The organism is Streptomyces sp. NPDC058470 (genome assembly GCF_042721055.1).
Taxonomy (GTDB): Bacteria; Actinomycetota; Actinomycetes; order Streptomycetales; family Streptomycetaceae; genus Streptomyces.
Genome location: NZ_JBHXMF010000071.1, coordinates 13,480 through 32,537, shown reverse-complemented (window position 1 = coordinate 32,537; position 19,058 = coordinate 13,480). Strand labels below are relative to the sequence as shown.

Annotated in this window: 15 protein-coding genes and 1 pseudogene; 4 read left to right on the top strand and 12 right to left on the bottom strand. The window is 69.1% G+C overall.

Features of this window, described 5'->3' with window-relative positions:
- Positions 1-31: 31 nt before the first annotated feature.
- The 3 genes from ACFWP7_RS36630 to ACFWP7_RS36620 are packed head-to-tail and all read right to left on the bottom strand — an operon-like array spanning position 32 to position 3,625.
- On the bottom strand, positions 32-1,066 hold the full coding sequence (locus ACFWP7_RS36630) for an ABC transporter permease (protein WP_384390918.1): 1,035 nt from the start codon (positions 1,064-1,066) through the stop codon (positions 32-34).
- The gene (locus ACFWP7_RS36625; protein WP_384390915.1) at positions 1,059-2,552 is read right to left on the bottom strand and encodes a sugar ABC transporter ATP-binding protein; all 1,494 of its coding nucleotides are present in this window, start codon (positions 2,550-2,552) and stop codon (positions 1,059-1,061) included. The genes ACFWP7_RS36630 and ACFWP7_RS36625 overlap by 8 nt, the downstream gene beginning before the upstream one ends.
- Positions 2,552-3,625, bottom strand: coding sequence for a sugar ABC transporter substrate-binding protein (locus ACFWP7_RS36620; protein ID WP_384390912.1), 1,074 nt, complete (start codon positions 3,623-3,625; stop codon positions 2,552-2,554). Before ACFWP7_RS36620 ends, ACFWP7_RS36625 begins: the two co-directional genes overlap by 1 nt.
- A gap of 198 nt (positions 3,626-3,823) precedes the next feature.
- Here ACFWP7_RS36620 and ACFWP7_RS36615 point away from each other — a divergent pair, with 198 nt between their 5' ends.
- The gene (locus ACFWP7_RS36615) at positions 3,824-4,558 is read left to right on the top strand and encodes a FadR/GntR family transcriptional regulator (protein WP_384390910.1); all 735 of its coding nucleotides are present in this window, start codon (positions 3,824-3,826) and stop codon (positions 4,556-4,558) included.
- A gap of 98 nt (positions 4,559-4,656) precedes the next feature.
- Here ACFWP7_RS36615 and ACFWP7_RS36610 read toward each other — a convergent pair whose 3' ends face one another.
- The 6 genes from ACFWP7_RS36610 to ACFWP7_RS36585 form a co-directional block, all read right to left on the bottom strand.
- Entirely contained in the window at positions 4,657-7,674 is a 3,018-nt protein-coding gene (locus ACFWP7_RS36610) for an alpha-mannosidase (protein WP_384390907.1), read from the bottom strand.
- 32 nt (positions 7,675-7,706) lie between these two features.
- Positions 7,707-9,707, bottom strand: coding sequence for an endo-beta-N-acetylglucosaminidase (locus ACFWP7_RS36605; RefSeq protein WP_384390904.1), 2,001 nt, complete (start codon positions 9,705-9,707; stop codon positions 7,707-7,709).
- Between the two features lie 30 nt (positions 9,708-9,737).
- Positions 9,738-10,973 carry a glycosyl hydrolase gene (locus tag ACFWP7_RS36600; RefSeq protein ID WP_384390901.1) on the bottom strand — a complete coding sequence of 412 codons (1,236 nt, stop codon included), beginning with the start codon at positions 10,971-10,973 and terminating at the stop codon, positions 9,738-9,740.
- A gap of 66 nt (positions 10,974-11,039) precedes the next feature.
- The gene (locus ACFWP7_RS36595; protein WP_384390898.1) at positions 11,040-11,951 is read right to left on the bottom strand and encodes a carbohydrate ABC transporter permease; all 912 of its coding nucleotides are present in this window, start codon (positions 11,949-11,951) and stop codon (positions 11,040-11,042) included.
- The gene (locus tag ACFWP7_RS36590; protein WP_384390896.1) at positions 11,948-12,865 is read right to left on the bottom strand and encodes a carbohydrate ABC transporter permease; all 918 of its coding nucleotides are present in this window, start codon (positions 12,863-12,865) and stop codon (positions 11,948-11,950) included. Before ACFWP7_RS36590 ends, ACFWP7_RS36595 begins: the two co-directional genes overlap by 4 nt.
- Before the next feature lie 6 nt (positions 12,866-12,871).
- Complete coding sequence (locus ACFWP7_RS36585) at positions 12,872-14,161, bottom strand: ABC transporter substrate-binding protein (RefSeq protein WP_384390893.1); 1,290 nt, start codon at positions 14,159-14,161, stop codon at positions 12,872-12,874.
- A 248-nt stretch (positions 14,162-14,409) separates the two neighbouring features.
- Here ACFWP7_RS36585 and ACFWP7_RS36580 point away from each other — a divergent pair, with 248 nt between their 5' ends.
- Positions 14,410-15,453: a LacI family DNA-binding transcriptional regulator gene (locus tag ACFWP7_RS36580; RefSeq protein ID WP_384390890.1), complete on the top strand. Its 1,044-nt coding sequence runs from the start codon at positions 14,410-14,412 to the stop codon at positions 15,451-15,453.
- A gap of 38 nt (positions 15,454-15,491) precedes the next feature.
- On the opposite strand, the gene ACFWP7_RS36575 is transcribed toward ACFWP7_RS36580, so the two are convergent.
- Positions 15,492-16,838 carry an alpha-L-fucosidase gene (locus tag ACFWP7_RS36575; protein WP_384390886.1) on the bottom strand — a complete coding sequence of 449 codons (1,347 nt, stop codon included), beginning with the start codon at positions 16,836-16,838 and terminating at the stop codon, positions 15,492-15,494.
- On the opposite strand from ACFWP7_RS36575, the pseudogene ACFWP7_RS36570 reads away from it, so the two are divergent.
- Positions 16,801-17,238: pseudogene (locus ACFWP7_RS36570) on the top strand (amidase family protein); the annotation flags it as partial. The gene ACFWP7_RS36575 and the pseudogene ACFWP7_RS36570 sit on opposite strands and share 38 nt — an antisense overlap.
- 1 nt (position 17,239) lies before the next feature.
- On the opposite strand, the gene ACFWP7_RS36565 reads toward ACFWP7_RS36570, so the two are convergent.
- Entirely contained in the window at positions 17,240-17,722 is a 483-nt protein-coding gene (locus ACFWP7_RS36565) for a GNAT family N-acetyltransferase (protein ID WP_384390883.1), read from the bottom strand.
- 78 nt (positions 17,723-17,800) lie between these two features.
- Positions 17,801-17,974 (bottom strand): hypothetical protein, encoded by a 174-nt coding sequence (locus tag ACFWP7_RS36560; RefSeq protein WP_384390879.1) that lies wholly within the window; start codon positions 17,972-17,974, stop codon positions 17,801-17,803.
- Between the two features lie 494 nt (positions 17,975-18,468).
- Here ACFWP7_RS36560 and ACFWP7_RS36555 point away from each other — a divergent pair, with 494 nt between their 5' ends.
- Entirely contained in the window at positions 18,469-19,050 is a 582-nt protein-coding gene (locus ACFWP7_RS36555; RefSeq protein WP_384390877.1) for an inositol oxygenase family protein, read from the top strand.
- Positions 19,051-19,058 lie beyond the last annotated feature (8 nt).

The window sequence follows — 19,058 nt, the reverse complement described above, 5'->3', positions numbered from 1 at the left end:
GTGGAGTGGGGTGCCCCTGCGGTGCGGGCTGTCAGTCCTGGGCGCGGCCCGTGGTCACACGGGCGATCATCAGGGCGACCAGGATGATTCCGCCGTAGATGGCCTGGATCCAGAAGGACGGCACCTGGGCGAGGGTGAGCAGGTTCTGTACGACGCCGAGGAGCAGGACGCCGGTCAGGGCGCCGAACATGGTGCCTTTGCCGCCGTCGAGGCTGATGCCGCCGATGACCGCGGCCGCGAACACGGTGAAGATCATGTTGTTGCCCTGGTTGGCGCTGATCGCCCCCACGTACCCGGTCTGCATGATTCCGCCGATGGCGGCGAGGACGCCCGCGACGACGAAGACGCCGAGCATCACGCGCTCGACGCGGATACCGGCCGCGCGGGCCGCGTCCGGGTTGCCGCCGATGGCGTACAGGGCGCGTCCGATGCGGTGGTACCTGAGGATCAGACCCGCGACGCCGAAGGCGACGGCAGCCAGCCACACCGACATCGGGATGCGCAGGAAGGTGGTGGTGGCCAGCGAGAAGAACGAGTCGGGCATCCCGAACAGCGTCTTGCCCTCGGTGGCGCCGACCAGCAGTCCGCGCAGGACGATCAGCATCGCGAGGGTGACGATGAAGGCGTTGAGCTTGAGCTTCACGACCAGGAGGCCGTTGAAGGCGCCGACGACCCCGCCCACCACGAGCATCGCGAGGATGGCGACCACGGCGGGGAACTCCGTGCCCCAGCCGGAGGACGCGACGGGCAGCACAAGGAGCGCGCCGACGGCCGGCGCTATACCGACGACCGACTCGAGCGACAGGTCGAACTTGCCGGTGATGAGGACGAGCGACTCGGCGAGCACCACCATCGCGAGCGCCGCCGAGGCGCCCAGGATGGAGATCAGATTGCGCTCGGTGAGGAAGGAGTCGTTGACGAACGCGCCGAGCACCAGGAGCAGCAACAGGGCTGGTACGAGGGCGAGTTCGCGAGCCCGGCGGAGCAGTACCGCCTTGGCGGCGCGGGGGTCGGGCACGCGTACGGGGGTGGCGGTCGAGGCCGACGGGGCCTTCGTGTCAGCCATGGTCCACTCCTTCGATGGAGGCGATGAGCTCGTGGTCGCGCCAGCCCGCCGGATGTTCGGCGACGACGCGGCCGTGGAAGAGGACGAGGACCCGGTCGCAGCGGCGCAGGTCGTCGAGTTCGTCGGAGACGACGAGGACCGCGGTGCCGTCCTCGCTGGCGCTGTCCACACGGGACAGCAGGGACTCCTTGGACTTCACGTCGACGCCCGCGGTGGGGTTGACGAGGACGAGAAGGCGGGGATCGGAGGCGAGGGCGCGGGCCATGACGACCTTCTGCGCGTTGCCTCCGGAGAGGTCGGACACGGGCTGGTCGGGGCCCTCGGTGTGGATGTCGAGGCGTTCGATCAGCTCGGTGGCGAAGCCGCGTTTGCGGTCGGTGCCGATGAAGCCGTAGCGGCCCAGGCGGTTCAGGACGGTCATGGTGGCGTTGTCACCGATGGTCATCCCGGAGACGAGGCCCTGCTCGTGCCGGTCGCGCGGGACAAAGCCGACGCCCGCCTTGAGCGTGGCCTGTACGTCACCGAACGGGAGCCGTTCGCCGTCGAGTTGAACGGTGCCGCCGGTCGGCGTGTGCAGTCCGGCGAACGACTCGGCCAGCTCGATCTTCCCGCTCCCGCTGGAGCCGGCGAGCCCGACGACCTCGCCGCGGCGGACGGTGAGATCGACGTTCTCGTACGCGTCCGAGGTGAGCCCCTTGGCGTCGAGGATGACCGGCGCCTGCTGGTCCGCCTTCCTGATCTGCACGGACTGTTCGGCGATCACCTCGCCCGCCATGGCCTCCACCAGCGCGGCGCGCGGCAGATCGGCCACCGGAGCGGTGGTGATCCAGCGAGCGTCGCGCAGGACGGTGACCGTCTGGCACACCTCGTACACCTCCTGGAGGTGGTGCGAGATGAACAGGAAGGTGACGCCGGATTCCTGGAGTGCGCGCATGCGGGTGAAGAGCCGCTCGATCTCGCGGTTGTCGAGCTGCGCGGTCGGCTCGTCCAGGACGATGAAGCGGGCGCCGAAGCTCAACGCCCGTGCGATCTCGACCATTTGGCGGTCCTCGACCTTGAGGTCGGCGGTCCGCGCGTCTGGGTCGACGTGCACGTCCCAGGTGTCCAGGACCTCCGCGGCCTCGGACTTCAGCCTGCGCCAGCTGATGAGGCCGCCGCGCCCGGTGGGCTGCCGGTTGATGAAGAGGTTCTCGGCGACCGTCAACTCGGGTACGACGGTGGGCTTCTGGTAGACGCAGGCCACCTTGCGGCGCCAGGCGTCACGGTCGGCGAGCGGGGGCGCCGGTTCGCCGTCGAAGCGGACCGTGCCCTCGTCGGCGGCCTGGAGGCCGGTGAGGATGGTGACGAGGGTCGACTTGCCCGCGCCGTTACGGCCGACGAGGGCGTGCGACTCACCGGGGAGCACGGTGAGTTGGCCGTCTTGGAGGGCGACGGTGGGGCCGTACCGCTTGGCCACCCCCCGTGCCTCCACCAGTGGTGTACTCATCAGACCGTGTTGCCCCAGAGCGAGGCGTCGTCCACGTTGTCCTTGGTCACCAGCGGCGCGGGCAGCTGGTCCTCAAGGATGCCGCTGGGCAGCTTGACGATCGTGGAGTCGTGGTCCGTCGGGCCCGGCTTGAACGTCTTGCCCTGCATCGCCGCCTTGATGTAGTACATGCCGTACTTGGCGTACAGGTCGGCGGGCTGCGAGACGGTGGCGTCTATCTCGCCCTTGCGGATCGCGTCGTACTCCTGCGGGATGCCGTCGTTCGAGACGATGGTGATGTGGCCCGCCTGGCCGACCGTCTTCAGCATTCCCTTGGACTTGAGGGTCTGCAGGGTGGGCGCGAGGTAGACGCCGCCGGCCTGCATGTAGATGCCCTTGATGTCCGGGTTGGCGTTCAGGAGGGTGTCCAGCTTGGAGGCCGCGGTGTCGGACTCCCACTTTGCCGGGATCTCCAGGACCGACAGCTTCGGGTACTTCTCCTTCACACAGGCGCGGAAGGCCTCCGAGCGGTCACGCCCGTTGACCGACGCCAGGTCGCCCATGATCTGGACGACCTTGCCGGACTTGACCTGCTCCCCGAGGTACTCGCAGGCCTTCTCGCCGTACGCCACGTTGTCGGCGCGTACGACCATGGCGACCTTGCCCTTCTCGGGCGCCACGTCGACGGCGACCACGGGGACGCCCTTGCGCTCGGCCTGGTCGAGGCCCGCGGCGATCGCGGCGCTGTCCAGGGGGGCCACGACGATGCCCTTCACGCCCTGGTTGAGCTGGTTGTTGATGTCGGTGATCTGCTGCGACGGGTCGCTGTTGGAGTTGACGGTCTTGAGCGCGTCCACGCCTTCGGACTTCGCCATCTTCGGCACGTAGTCGTTGTACGACTGCCAGAACGGCGAGGTCAGCAGGGGCAGGATCACCCCGACCTTGCCGTTGCCGTCGCCTCCTGCGTCGCCCGAGGCGACGTCGTCCTTGGTGCTTCCGCAAGCCGCGAGCACGAGGGTGGCGCACGCGGCCGCAGCCGCCGCACGCACCGCTCGCGACGAGATTCGCCTGTTCCGCACGGTTCTGCCGGCCATCTGACGGCTCCTCATTGAGCGAGATCGAGCAGGACGCGTGGCCGGAGAGTCCCTCTTCCAGCCGCCGCGACGAATATTTATCAGACCACTTCGGGGTCACAACACCCCCTGACGCCAAATTTTCCTTGTTTTCGGCCGTAGTGGTCCGACCACTTGCCTGGTTAGACTGCGGCGCACCCGGCAACAGGAGGTAGACGCGTGGACGAGCCCGCCCCGCAGAAGGGCACCGTGACGCAGCGCGCCATCGAGCGGATCAAGGCGATGATCGGCGAGGGCAAGCTGGAGCCGGGTCAGCGACTGCCGACCGAGCGCGATCTGGCCGCCCAGCTGGGCATGTCCCGCAGCTCGATGCGCGAGGCGATCCGCGCGCTCACCGTCCTCGGGGTGCTGGAGGCGCGGCACGGATCGGGTATCTACGTCACGCAGCTGGAGGCCGGGGACCTCCTGGAGACCTTCGGCGTGGTGGCCGATCTGTCCCGGGGGCCTCGCCTGGTCGAGCTCCTTGAGATCCGCCGGATCCTGGAGTCGACGGCGACCGCGCTGGCCGCGGCTCGGATCACCGCGGACCAGCTCGCCGACGTGGAGAAACACCTCGCGGCGATGAACGCGACGGACGACCCGGAGGAGATCCTCTCGCACGACCTCGCCTTCCATCGCGCCATCGCCGGCGCGGCCGGAAACGAGACGATGGCGGCCATACTGGAGGGCCTCTCCTCCCGCACCTTCCGCGCCCGGGTCTGGCGCGGCTACCAGGAGGAGGGTGCCTTCGAGCGCACCCGGCGCGAGCACGCGGCGATCCACCGGGCGCTCGTCGCGCACGACCCGGAGGCGGCCAGGGCGGCCGCCGCCGCGCACGTGGGCGAGGTGGAACAGTGGCTGCGGTCCCAGCTCACCTCGGAGCCGGAACCGCCCACGTCGGGCGAGCCGCGATGAGCACGGGCCACAACGGCTGAACCGCGCTCAGCACGGCCGCACCGGACGAACCTCGGTCACCACAGCCCACACCGGATGCCAGGAGTGCCAGGAGCTTCTCAGGCTCGCGTCAGCCGTAGCGTCACCAGCTCGAAGGCACGCAGGCGCAGGGTGATGCGGTCGCCGACCAGCTCGGGCACGGCAGCGTCCGCCAACGGGCGTTCCAGCAAGTCGGTCACCGTGACATCCGCGACCTCGAAGCCCGTCGTCAGCGTGGCGCTCGTACGGGCTCCGCGTGACTCGTGGAAGCGGACGATCACGTCACCGCTGCCGTCGTCGGCCAGCTTGAGCGCCGTGACGACGACGGCGTCCTGGTCGACGGTCACCAGCGGCGCGACCTCCTGGGAGCCGGTCACCCGTCGCTCCGGCAGGTTGATCCGCCAGCCCTCGCGCACCGCGTCCCCGATCGCCGCGCCCGCCACCAGCGCGTGCCGGAAACGGTGCACGCCCTGGTCCGTCTCGGGGTCGGGGAAGCGCGGGGCGCGGAGAAGCGAGACGCGCACGGTGGTGGTCGTCCCGGAGTCGGTGTCACGGACGGTGCGGGTCACGTCGTGCCCGTACGTCGAGTCGTTGACGAGCGCGACGCCCCACCCCGGTTCCTCGATGTGCACGAACCGATGGTTGCACGCCTCGAACTTGGCCGCCTCCCAGCTGGTGTTGGTGTGCGTGGGCCGGTAGAAGTGCCCGAAGTGGGTCTCGGACGCGTACCGCTCGGCGTGCACGTCGAGCGGGAAGGCGAGCTTCAGGAATTTCTCGGTCTCGTGCCAGTCGACCTCGGTGTCGATGCCGAGCCGCCGCTCGCCCGGCGCGAGCGACAGCACCTGGGTGACCCGCGACGCGCCGAAGGACCGGACGATCCGGACCGACACGCCGTCCGCGCCGGGCACGACCTCGTCGGCGTCGACCAGGTCGGTGACGGTGTTGCGGTAGAACTCGTCGACGTCCCAGGCGTCCCACATGTTCGGGAAGTCCGGGTGCAGTTGGAGCAGGTTCGCGGCCTGACCCGGCGCGACCGTCTCCCGGTCGGCCTCGATGTCGTACGCCGATACGACGAGCCCCTGTGCGTCGATGCCGACCCGCAGCAGCCCGTTGTCGAGGACGAACCCGCCGTTGACGCGGGGCGCGAGTGCGACGCTTCCGTCGATGGCCGGGGTCCGCGCGCCGCCCGCCGGAACGCCGTCGCGCAGATGCGGCGCCGAGTTGAAGACCAGATCGGCCGAGCCCTCGCCGGCCAGGGCTTGCTGGGCCGCGTCGATGATGCCGTTCAGCTCGCCGGCAAGACGCTCGTAGGTGGCGCGTGCCTCGCGGTGCACCCAGGCGATGGAGGAGCCGGGCAGGATGTCGTGGAACTGATGGAGCAGCACCGTCTTCCAGATGCGGTCCAACTCCTCGTACGGATAGGGGAATCCGGTCCGTACGGCCGCGGTCGCCGCCCACAGCTCGGCCTCGCGCAGGAGGTGTTCGCTGCGCCGGTTGCCCTGCTTGGTCTTCGCCTGGCTGGTGAGCGTGGCGCGGTGGAGTTCGAGGTACAACTCGCCGACCCAGACCGGGGCGTTGGGGTATTCGGCCTCCGCCTGCTTGAAGAACTCCTCGGGCGTCTCCCACACCACCGTGGCGGAGCCTTCGAGGTCCTTGAGCCGGGCCGCCTTGGCGATCATCTCCCGTGTGGTGCCGCCGCCTCCGTCACCCCAGCCGGTCGGGGCGAGGGAGTGCCGGGCGACGCCCTTGTCCTTGAAGTTGCTCGCCGCGTGGGCGATCTCGCTGCCCTTCATGGAGCAGTTGTAGGTGTCGACGGGCGGGAAGTGCGTGAAGATGCGGGTACCGTCGATGCCTTCCCACTGGAAGGTGTGGTGGGGGAACTTGTTGGTCTGGGACCAGGAGATCTTCTGGGTCAGCAACCACTTGGAGCCCGCCGCCTTGATGATCTGCGGCAGGCCTGCGGCAAAGCCGAAGGTGTCGGGCAGCCAGGCCTCGTCGTTCTCGATGCCGAACTCGTCGAGGAAGAACCGCTTGCCGTGCACGAACTGACGGGCCATCGCCTCCGAACCCGGCATGTTCGTGTCCGACTCGACCCACATGCCGCCCGCGGGCACGAACCGCCCCTCCGCGACCGCCTTCTTGACCTTCGCCCACACCTCGGGCCGGTGCTCCTTCACCCAGGCCCACTGCTGGGCCTGCGACATGGCGAAGACGAAGTCCGGTTCGTCCTCGATGAGCGCGGTCATGTTGGACGTCGTCCGGGCCACCTTGCGGACCGTCTCGCGCAGCGGCCACAGCCACGCCGAGTCGATGTGCGCGTGCCCGACGGCGCTGATCCGGTGCGCGGACGGCACGGCGGGCTCGGCCAGCACCCCGGCCAGCCGTGAACGTGCCGCTTCCGCCGTGCCGTTGACGTCCTGGAGATCGACGGCGTCCAGCGCCCGCTCCACGGCCCGCAGGATGTCCCAGCGCCGCGCGGACTCCACCGGCAGCTCGGCCATCAGCTCGCCGAGCACCTCCAGGTCGAGGACGAGGTGCCACACGTTCTCGTCGAAGACCGCAAGGTCCATGCGCTCCAGCTTGTACTGGGGTTCACTGCCCGCCGTCTCCTTGTCGCCCAACTGGGTCGGCAGGAAGGGGTGGTAGTCGAGGATGACCGGGTTGGAGGCAGCCTCGATGTGCAGCCGGACCTCCTCGCCGCCCTCGACGGCGGCGCCGACCCGGACCCACTGGTTGCGTGGGTTGAGACCCTTCACCGGCGTCCCGTCGGGCCGGTAGACGAGCCCCTCGCACTGGAAGCCCGGCATGTTCTCGTCGAAGCCGAGGTCCAGCAGGGCCTCCACGGCCTTGCCGGCCCACGCCGCCGGGACGGTCCCGGTGACGCGGAACCAACTGGTGCCCCACGGAACACCCCAGCGCGCGCCCACCTCGATCGGCTCCGTGGTGGCCGCGAGTCCCTCGGCCACCGGCACCGGCTCGCCGGGCGCGTGCCACACCGCGACCTCGAGCGGGACGGACTCGGGATACACGGCGGGACGGATGCGCTCGTCGAGAACGCGCTTGAGGCGGGCTTCGACCAGGGTGCGGTCGTCATGCATGAGAGTGCTCCGTGGGGTGAGGGTGGTGCCTGTTACCAGGTGTGGGTGGTCGTGGTGGGAGTCGAGACGGTGAACAGTTCCCCCACCGCACGCAGTTCGAACCGCGCCTCGGTCTCTCCCTGCTCGGGGACGAGACCGCCGACGTAGAACGCGCGCTGGCAGGTGCCACCGAGGAAGCGCCGGGTGCCGTCGGGGAGCGTCCGGTACAGCTCGTAGTGGCGTACGGGGCCGGGGGCGCCGTCCCAGGCGAAGCGCAGGTTGCCCGTGTCGGCGTCCGTGACGCGCAGGCCGGTGGGCTCGGCGGGGGTCACCACCTCGTCGCGCACCGCGAGCCCGCCCAGCCGCCAGCGCACCGGACCGCTGATCGCGGTGAGCCGGACGCCGATGGCACGTATCTCCCCCGAGAGTCCTGTCAGCTGCACGGTTGAAGTCTCCCAGCCGTCGCCCGTGCTCACGGGGAAGTACGTGTAAGGGGGCTCCCCTCCCGCCGTGTCCGGCTCGGCGGTGGCGACAGCCAGCTCGACCTGCACGCTTCCGGAGTCGACGCGGTGGGTCAGCTCGACCACCGTGTCCGCGCCCAGCGGCAACCGTGTCCCGTACAGGTCCAGTGTGGTCGGGGCGTCGAGGGCGCCGTCGACGAGGACACTGCTGCCGCCGCGCCAGGCGTCCGCGAAGTCGAAGGTGACGGCGGGGCGTTGGCCCGTGGTCCGCACCACCCAGCGGCGGGACGGCAGCCGGTCCTGGAGACCGAGGTGGTTCCAGGCCGCGTCCGAGACCGCCGCGCCGTCCTCGTACCACTTCAGGCCGTGGCCGGTGTTGAAGGCGGTCGCGAAGGGCATGGAGCTGACGGTCGAGCGGTCGGCGACGGAGACGGCCGGGGCACGCCAGGTGGCCGTGAGGTTGGGCTTGGAGGGGTCGAGGGTGGCGCCGGTCCAGAACAGGTCGTCCGAGGCGTGGAAGTCGCCGGGGGTGCGGCTCGCGGGCAGGTGGTTGCGGGTCCACTCGGGCCGGTAGAAGCCGATGGAGGTGATGTGGGCCGCGGTGGTCGGCACGATCGCGTTCCAGTTGACCGACTTGCTCGTGCCGCTGGCCTCCACGTCGACGCCCGCCCACAACTCGTAGCGGTTGCGCCCGAGTTGCCCTGCCAGCGTGCCCGACGAGGCCAGGGTGGTCTGCGACCAGCGGAAGTCGATGAACATGGAGTCGGCGGACTGGAAGAAGGTCTGGTTCTGGCTGTTGAGCGCGCCCTGCCAGCTCACCGAGCCGCCGACGGTCATCGAGTCGTACCAGGTGACCCGCTGTCCCTTCGCCGTGCCGAGCGCCTTGAGCTCCTTCAGGAAGCCGAGCATGTCGGTGGCGAGCGCGGCGTTACCGCCGCTCGTCTCGGCGTTGACGAACCAGCCGTCGAAGCCGTACGCCTCGGCGACCGCGACGAGTTGGGCGGCCAGCGGGTAGTGCCCGGTGGCGTCCTTCTGGACCAGGTCGCGGGTCCACTGGAGCTGTCCCCCGTAGGCGGCGGGCGGCAGAAAGACGTTGCCGAGGACGGGCACGCCGTGGCGGTGGGCCGCGTCGACGACGGGTGCGTTCGGGGCGAGGATCAGGCCCTCGCCCGACGAGCCGCCCCAGAAGATGAGTTCGTCGACGTACGCCCAGTGGGTGAGCGCGTAGTAGTCGGCGGTGGCCGCGCCCTGTGAGGGGTTGCTCGCCGTGGGGCCGAAGGAGACGAGGGACTGGATGCGGGCCTGGTCGGTGCGGGCGGTCGTGTTCGCCGGGGTGGGCGTGAAGCGCGCGGCGAGCGGCACGGAGGAGGCGTTGAACGCCAGGTCGGCGTCGGTCGCGGGGCTCCAGGTCTTGAGGCTGCGCCAGCTGATGCCGGTACCCGGGGTGCCCGCGGGCAGCGAGTCGGGGTACCAGTAGGAGGCGTACGGCTGGAGGTCGCGGGTGGCGGCGACGGCCGTGCCGGCGAGGCCGGGGACGAGTCCGGCGGCGACGCCGGCTCCGGCGAGCAGGACGGTGCGTCTACTGAGGTTCACGGTGTGCTCCGCGTGGGTCGTGGGGACGGGCTACTCGGTGACCTGATCGGGGGTGACGACTTCGGTGATGCCACGGGCCGCGAGGTGTTCCTTGTCGTCGGCGCGGCTCGCGAGAACGGCGGTGGGGCGGACCCCGCCGGCGGTCAGCCGGGCGAAGGCCTCGAAGACCTGCCCACCCGGAGCACAGACCGAACGGCCGCCCGGAGTGGTCTCGACCACTAGAGCCGTGGTCCGGGGTGCGGGTGCGTACACCCGCCGCTCCTCGATGATCCGCGCGAGGGTCTCACCGGCGGGCTTGGTCTTTCGGTCGTTGGTCAACAGGCCGAGGCTGTACTCGAGTTCGGGGAAATCGGCGAGGTCCCGGCTCACGTCGTGCGAGCACCACCAGGTGACTCCCCAGACGTCGGGGCAGTCGAGGGCGTTCGCGACGGTCGCCTCGGTGAACGCCGCCGCGTGCCCGGCCGGGATCAGCGGGGCGGGCGCGCCGACCTCCTGGAGCCACACCGGACGGCGCGGGTCGTCGGCCCACGCCTTGGACAGCTCGATGAGGTACGCGGCGTGGTGTTCGGTGGCGACGCCGGTCCGGCCGTGGCGCTGGGCCGTGCCGTTGAACACCCAGGAGTGCACCGCGGTGACCGCGCCGAGCCGCGCGGAGTGCTCGGGGGTGAACGGCTGGTCGTCCTGGTACCAGGCGGCGTCGTAGGAGGCGTGCAGATGCAGCTTGCCCGGCGCGCCTTCCTCGCAGGCGTCCAGCAGCCGCCGAAGCCAGGCCCCTGCCTGGTCCGGAGTGATGCGGTCCGGGTCGGGATGCGGTCCCGCCGCGAACTGGTTGACCTCGTTGCCGATCGTCATGCCGATGAAGTTCGGCCGGTCGGCGAGCGCGCCGGCGAGTACCCGCAGGTACTCGGCTTCCCCCTCGACCACCGCCGGGTCGGTGAAGATGTTCCGCCGATGCCAGGTCTGGGTCCACGCGGGCAGGAAGTCGAAGCTCGACAGGTGCCCCTGCAGACCGTCGACGTTGACGTCGAGTCCGCGCTCGGCGGCGGCGTCGGCGAGCGCGACGAGCTGCTCCACTGCCCGCGGGCGGATCAGGGTGCGGTTGGGCTGGAAGTAGGGCCACAGCGGGAACACCCGGATGTGGTCCAGGCCGAGCGCGGCGATCGAGTCCAGATCGGCGCGTACGGCGTCCAGGTCGAAGTCGAGCCAGTGGTGGAACCACCCGACACTCGGGGTGTAGTTGACGCCGAAGCGCACGGCAGCAGGCATGCGGGATCCTTGCGAATCGGATGGAGGGAAAGGTCCGGGGAGGTCCAGCCCCATGGACAGGGGAGGTCAGCCCTTGACCGCGCCCTCGCCGACCCCGCGGAAGAAGTACCGCTGGAGGCAGGCGAAGAGGGCGATCAGCGGTGCCACGGCGATGATCGTGCCCGCGGCGACGAGCCGTTCGTCGTTGGCGAAGGTGCCGTGCAGATAGTTGAGGCCGATGGTCAGGGTGAACTTCGACGGATCGCTGAGCACGATGAGCGGCCACAGGAAGTCGTCCCAGGCGCCCATGAAGGCGAAGATCGCGACGACGGCGAGGGTCCCCTTCACCGACGGCAGCGCGATCCGCAGGAACCGCTGCCAGGCGTTCGCGCCGTCGACGAAGGCCGCCTCCTCGATCTCGTACGGCAGGTTGAGGAAGGCGTTGCGCATCAGCAGGACGTTCATGGAGCTGACGCAGGCCGGCAGTACCACCCCGACGAGGGTGTTGTTCAGGCCGAGTTCCCGCATGGTGGTGAACTGGGCGATGATGATGCTCTCGGCGGGGACCAGCATCGCAAGGATGAAGACGAGGGTGGCCACCCGTCGGCCCCGGTAGCGCATCCGGGCCAGGGCGTACCCCGCGAGGGCCGAACCGACGCAGTTCGTCACGACGTTGGCGCCCGCGACCTTCAGCGAGTTGAAGGCGTAGTCCCAGACGGGGATGGTCTCGGCGACCCGGTCGTAGTTGTGGAGGGTCGGGTGGCTCGGCAGGAACTTGGGCGTCGCGCTGTAGATGTCCTCGGTCGGGCCCTTGAGCGAGGTGGACAGCTGCCACAGGAAAGGACCGACGGTGAGGGCGAGCACGGCGAGCAACAGCAGGTAGCGCAGGGCGAGTTCCCAGGCGCGTACGTGGCGGCCCTGCTCGTCGGTGACGCGTCGGCGGGGCTTGCGCGGGGCTTCCGGCCGCTCGGCCGGAGGTGCCTTCTCCAGCACACTCATGCGTCCTCCTTCCGGTCGGCGCGCAGCACGAGCAGCATCAGCGCGAGGGTGACGACGAAGACGACGACGGAGATGGCGGAGGCGTAGCCGATGCGGCCGGTCAGACCGGTGCCGGTGCGCTGGACCAGCATGACGAGGGTGGTGTCCTCGCCCGCGGGCCCGCCGGCCGGGCCGGCCATCAGGTAGACCTCGGAGAAGACCTTGAAGGCGGAGACCGAGGAGAGCGCGCCGACCAGCACCATCGTGGAACGGACGGCGGGCACGGTGACCGTGAAGAAGCGGCGCACCGCACCCGCGCCGTCCACCATCGCGGCTTCATGCAGCTCGCGCGGCACATTGGCGAGCGCGGCCAGGTAAATGATCATGTAGTAGCCGAGGCCCCGCCACACCGTGACGGCCATGGCGCTCAGCAGAAGCAGCCACTGGTCGCTGAGGAAGCCGACCTTGCCGACCCCGATCGCCTCCAACAGCGAGTTCACCAGGCCACGTTCGTCGAGCAGCCACACCCAGATGAGCCCGACCACGACGATCGAGGCGACCACCGGGGTGTAGAAGGCCGACCGGAAGAAGGCGATGCCGGGGATGTTCTTCTGGACCAGCAGGGCCAGCAGCAGCGGCAGCAGGACGAGCGCGGGGACGACCCCGAGGACGTACAGCGTGCTGTTGCGCAGCCCGATCCAGAACATGTCGTCGTGCAGCAGCTCCCGGAAGTTGGCCAGGCCCACGAACTCGCCGGGGATCAGGGTCCGGCGGTCGGTGAAGGAGTTGACCAGGGTGGAGACGAACGGGTACAGGATGAAGATGCCGATGATCAGCATGCCGGGGGCGGCGAACAGCCACGGGCTCGTAGGCAGCTGGCGCCTCACCCGCGTACTGCGCCGGGCTCCACCGGAGACGGTGGAAGAGCTCGCCATAACCGGTCAGCCCTGCTGTTCGAGCAGCTTGTCGCAGGCCTCGACAGCGTTGTCGAGAGCTTCCTTCGGGCTCTCCTTCCCCTGGAGCGCCTTGGCGACCTCGTTGCGCAGCTCGGTCTTCATCTGCTCGCTGAACAGAACCGGCGTGTAATTCACCGCGTTCTTCAGGGACTTGGCCGCGGCCACCCGCACCCGCGTGACGTCGGTCCCGTCCTCCTCGGTGAAGTACGGGTCTTCCAGCGAGCCCGCGGTGCTCGGGAAGATCGCCACCTGCTTCGCGAACGACATCTGGTTCTGCGCGTCGGTGACGAAGTGCGCGAAGGCGACCGCGGCCGGGGTGTGCTTGGTCTGCGAGTTGACCATCACACCCATCACGTACATGTTCACCTTGCCGGTGCTGGTGATCTGGTCCGTGATGCCGATGTTCTTGTACAGGTTCGGCGCCTGCGTCTTGAAGTTCTCCAGGTCCAGGGCGCTGCCCGGGTTCATGGCGACGGCTCCGGTGAGGAACTTCTTGCCGGACGACTCCCCGGTCGCGGTCAGCGCCTGCGAGTCCAGCGCCTTGGCGTCGTACAACTCCTTGTACTTGGTGAGGAGTTCGATGCCCTTGGCGTCGTTGAAGGCGAAACCGGTGCCTTCCTTGTTCATCAGCTCGACGCCGTAGCGGCCGAAGTCCTCGATGGTGGGCACGTTGGCGAGCGTGGCCACCTTGCCATCGCTCTTCTGGGCCAGCTCCAGGGCGTCGCTGAAGAGTTCGTCGTACGTCGTCGGGGGCTCGTCGGGGTCGAGCCCGGCCTCCTCGAAGAGCGACTTGTTGTAGAAGAGCGGGCCGGTGTTGAGGTACCAGGGGAAGGCGTACGTCCCGGTCATGCCCGGTATCTGGTGGCTGGCCCAAGCGCCTTCGAGGTACTCCTTCTTGTACTTCGAGGCGGCCTTGTCTAGGTCGAGCGCGAACCCGGCCTTGGCGAGCGGTGCGACGAGGTCGGGCGAGACGTTCACGACGTCGGGCAGGGTGCCGCCGGCCGCGTCCGCGCTGATCTTGTCGGCGTAGCCCTCCGCGGGCTGGTCGATCCACTTCACGTTCGTGTCCGGGTACTGCTTCTCGAAGTCGGCGATCACGCCCTCGAAGTACGTCTTGAAGTTGGCCTGGAGGTTCCAGGTCTGGAAGGTGATGTCGCCCTCGACCTTGCCGGAGGCGTCCGTGGAGCCGCCCCCGTCGTCCCCGGAGCCGCAGGCGCTCAGCGGCAGGACGAGGGCGATGGCGGCAGCGGCGAGTGCTCTGCGAGATGTGCGCACGGTGACCGGGCTCCTCTGCGGCAGGATGGGCGAACAGTGCCGGGGCAGACCTTGCAGGCAACTCGCCGAGCAAGTCAATGGATTGACGCGAGCTAAATTTATTAGTAGCGCAACAGAGCAGGTCAGAGCCGTGTGACCCACCTCTTGCTATCGATCACTAATGCGCTTTAGATTGCATCAGCTCAAGCGCATTAGTACACGGCCTCGGATGACTCCGGAAGAGGGTCCTGAAAGAACGGGGAGCAAGGGTGCCAGCCAAGCGGTCTCCGGCACGCCGGCCGACGATGAAGGACATCGCGCGCCGCGCCGGAGTCTCCGAGAGCGCGGTCTCCTTCGCGCTCAACGACCGGCCCGGTGTCTCCGAGATCACCCGCGACCGGGTCCGCCGGGTCGCCGAACAGCTGGGCTGGCGACCGAGTACGGCGGCACGCGCGCTGTCCGGGGAGGGCGCGGCCACGGTCGGTTTCGTGCTGGCGCGGCCCGCGGACACCCTCGGCGTGGACTCCTTCTTCCTCCAGCTCGTCTCCGGCATCCAGGAAGTGCTGGCGGAGCGTCATCTCGGCCTGCTCTTCCAGGTGGTGGAGGACGTGGCCGCCGAGTGCGCGGTCTACCGGCGCTGGTGGGCCGAGCACCGGGTCGACGGGGTGCTGGTCGTCGACCCGCGCGTCGACGATCCGCGTCCGGACCTCCTGGACGAACTGGGCCTGCCCGCCGTGGTCATCGGCGGGGTGCCGGACGCCCGGCACCCCGGCCTTTCCACCGTCTGGGCCGACGACGCGGCCGCGATGGCCGCGGTCGTGGACGAGCTGTACGCGCTCGGCCACCGCCGGATCGTGCACATCGCGGGGCTGCCCGGCCTCGCCCACACCGAGCGCCGGATCCGTACCCTGCACGCCGAGGCCGAGCGCCGGGGGCTGACCGAGGTCCGTTCCGTGCCCACGGACTACTCGGACACGGAGAGCACCGCCGTCACCCGCCGTGTCCTGGAGAGCGGCACCCCGCCGACCGCGCTGGTCTACGACAACGACGTGATGGCCGTCGCCGGGGTCGCCGCCGCCACCGAGCTGGGCTTCTCCGTGCCGGGCGACGTCTCGGTCGTGGCCTGGGAGGACTCCGCGCTGTGCCGCATGGTCAAGCCGTGGTTGTCCGCGCTCTCCCGCGACACCGTGGAGTTCGGCCGCACGGCCGCGCAGGAGCTGACCGCGCTGCTTGATGGCGGTCCGGCACGGACCGTGCAGGTGCCGGTGCCGCGACTGATCGAGCGGGACAGCACGGGACCCCGCGGGAAATGAAGAGGGCGGACGTCACCCCGGACGCCCGCCCACGAACGTCAGCTCTGCCATTCCACCTTGAACACCCACACATGCTGCCCGGCCTTACGGGCGGCCTCCGGCACGTCGATCACCAGCGACCCGTTGCCGGCCGTCCAGGTCAGCGGCCGGTCGTGGCCGAGCATGGTGACCTTGTCCCCGCTGCGGATCGGTACCGGCGCCTCGACGGTCAGCTTGCTGCCGGGTGCGGTCAGCGAGTGGATGTAGAAGGCCTTGTTCTGCTTGACCGTGAAGCGCAGGTCCGCGCCGAGTTCCGCCATCCGCGACCAGTACGTCGTGTCGTAGATCGCCTCGCCGTTGGTCTTCAGCCATCGGCCGGTCTCGCGCAGCCGGGTCTCCATGATCTCCGGGATGGTCCCGTCGGCGCGCGGGCCGATGTCGAGGAGGAAGTTGCCGTTCTTGGAGACGATGTCGACGAGGCTCCGCACGACCTCCTCGGTGGTCATGTAGGCGTCGTCCGGGGTCGCCTGGTTGTAGCCGTAGCTGCGCGGGTCCAGGCCGCGGCTGGACTCCCATTTGGCGACGACGGTGTTCTCGTACGTCGTGTACTCGGGGGTGGTGAAGTCGTGGAAGCCGATCCCCGAACGGTCGTTGACCGTCACCTCGTACGGCTTGTGCCGGTTCTTCCCGTGGTTGAAGTACTCGGCGAGCACCTCGACGCTGTCGTTCGCGCCGCCGATGTCGCACCAGATCAGGGCAGGGTCGTAGCCGTGGATCAGCTCCAGCATCTGCGGCGCCTGATAGCCCTTCACATAGTCCTTGCCCGCCGTGTATCCGGTGTACGGAAGCCGCTCCAGGGTGTACGGGTTGCGCGGGGCATGGCCCATCCACGGGTTGTCCGGGTTGAACCACTCGGGCATCGAGAAGTACAGGCCGCGCTTCAGCTCCGGCGTGAACTGCTTGGAGGCGTCGAGGAGTTCGCGGATCAGATCGCGCTTCGGGCCCATCTTCACGGAGTTGCGGTCGGCGAACTTGGTGTCCCACAGGGCGAAGCCCTCATGATGCTTCGAGGTCAGCACGTGGTACTCCGCGCCCGCGTCCCGGAACAGCTCCACCCACGCCCGCGGGTTGAACTTCTTCGCCGTGAACATCGGGATGAAGTCGTCGTACGCGAAGTCCTCGCCGTAGGTCTCCCGGTGGTAGGCGTACACCTCGTTGTCCGGGCTCTCCATGTGGTTCCAGTACCACTCGGCGTACTGCTTGCCTACCGGCGACCAGGCGGGCACCGAGTACACGCCCCAGTGGATGAAGATGCCGAACTTGGCACGGTGGAACCAGTACGGCGCCTGATGTCCCGTCAGTGAGGCTGCCCTGGACGCCGGGGAGCTCGACCCGCGCCTGCTCACCCGGCGCACCCGCGTGCACGCCGCGGTGGGACGCCGCTTCCTCAACAGCGTCCGCAAGGGTGACCGCCGCGAGCAACTGCGCAGGCGTCTGGAGCCTTTCTTCGCCGAGCACGACGTGCTGATCACTCCTGCGCTGGCCCGGCGGGGTCCGGCAGCCGCGGCCTGGCACGAACGCGGTTGGCTGCGCAATCTGCTGGCCAACACCAACTACTCGCCGCTGACCCCGCCGTGGAACCTCACCGGTTGGCCCGCGATGTCGGTACCGTTCGGCACGCTGCCGGGCGGCGCCCCGTGCGCCGTACAACTGGTCGGACGCCCGGGTTCGGAGCTCGATCTGCTCGCCCTGGCGGGGCAGTTGGAGGAGCTGCATCCGTGGCGGCGTACGGCATCACTGGATTGAGTTACAACGCCCTGTACATGATATGCAGCCCCACCCGTCCGTGCCGGGGATGCTCGAACGCGTCCGGCACGGTGCCCAGGATGATGAAGCCGAGCGAAGTCCACAGCTTGACCGCCGGGTTGGTCTCCACGACGGCGTTGAACACCATGCCCCGGTAGCCGTCCGCCTTCGCTGCGACGAGGACGTGTTCGGCGAGGGCGCGGCCGATGCCCCGCCCGCCCTGCTCGGGGTCGACCATGAATCCGGCGTTGGCGATCCGGTCGGCGGGACCGGCGTAGTTGGCGGTGACGAAGGCCGAGCCGACGACGGCTCCGGTCAGGTCCTCGGCGACGTACACGCGCTTGCCCGGCGCCATCCACAGGGCGCGGGCCGCTTCCTCGGAGGTGTCCGGGTCCCAGGTGTAGGTCTCGCCCGCGGAGACGATCCGATGCCAGAAAGGCCAGATCCGCGGCCAGTCGTCGGCCGCGGCTTCTCTGATCAGCATGGGCGTGAGTCTGACACGCCCATGCTGTCAGGGTTCGCGATGGGTCCTGCCGGGGGATCGCGAGGGGTTCTGCCGGGGTCAGTCGACGCTGGGCAGGATGTGCGGCTCGGCGAGGTCGTCCTCGTAACCCGCCAGACGGATCGGGGCCGACCTGGCCCACACGTCGAGGCTGCCTAGCTTCTTCTCGGGCCGACGGCCCGCAACCTCAGTGAGTTCACTGGGGCGTTGATCGCGATTCTTCTCCGGTGTCACCGCGCACTCCTTATGTGTCGGGTCGCCCTTGAGACGCAGAGGACCAGTCAACTGCCGGCCGCGTGACGTCCGCTCGGGTCTGAGTCGAAAGCAGTTAGGACGCGGTGGCGCCGGTAACTCATGTGAGAGCAGGCCGTGGTGACCGGCTTGTCCCGTGACGGACCGTGGGTGTGGGTGGAACCCAGTAGGGCTGCCCGTCCGGTACAGACTAACCAAATGAGCGGGTGCCCGCTCTATGGGGCTGAAAACACGAGGTAACCGTCTCGCGTCATTCAGTGTCCGCCCAGCCCCGGTCTGCGGCGATTTGGAATATAACGACCTCTTCCCCGCCACCCATTCGGCTCAATACCGACTAGGGATGCAGGTCACCACAGGCCAGGCGATCACGGTCGGCACGGAAGACGGAACGCAGTTCAGATCCCGTTGGCCGGTTCGCAAGGAGGCCATGATCTGCTGACGATCCGCAACGGCTTTGCTCGCGGGAGGACTGACCCATGGAGCTGCGCAGCGTCGAGGAGCTGATGGATCTGCTGCACGCCTGCCGGGGGGCCTGGGACACCCCGGACCGCAGTGGCGACCCGGTCGATCTGCACGATCACGCCCTGCAGACCGCCGCGCTGCTGCGCCGCGGTCATCCCGCCGACAAGGAACTCCAGGTGGCGGGCCTGGTTCACGACATCGGGCAGCTGCTCAGGCCGGGCGACTACGCCGGTCACGCCGACCTCGCGGCCGAAGCGGTACAGCCACTCCTCGGCGAACGGGTCTCCCGTCTCGTACGGCTGCATGTGGCGGCGAAGCGCTATCTGGCCACGACTTCGCCGGGCCGCGGGCTGTCCGCCCAGAGCGCGCTGACCCTGACCGTGCAGGGCGGTGCGATGACCCCACTTGAAGCGGCCTCGTTCGAGCGTGATCCGTACGCCGAGGACGCGATCACGCTGCGACAGGCGGACGACGCGGGCAAGGTCGTCGGCCTCGACGCCGGAGTCATGGAGGACTGGCGCACGGTCCTGGAGCTGGTGGCGACATGGCACTCACGGCTGAAGGCAGAGGACCGGCCGACGACGCGGGGCCGGTGACCTCCCGA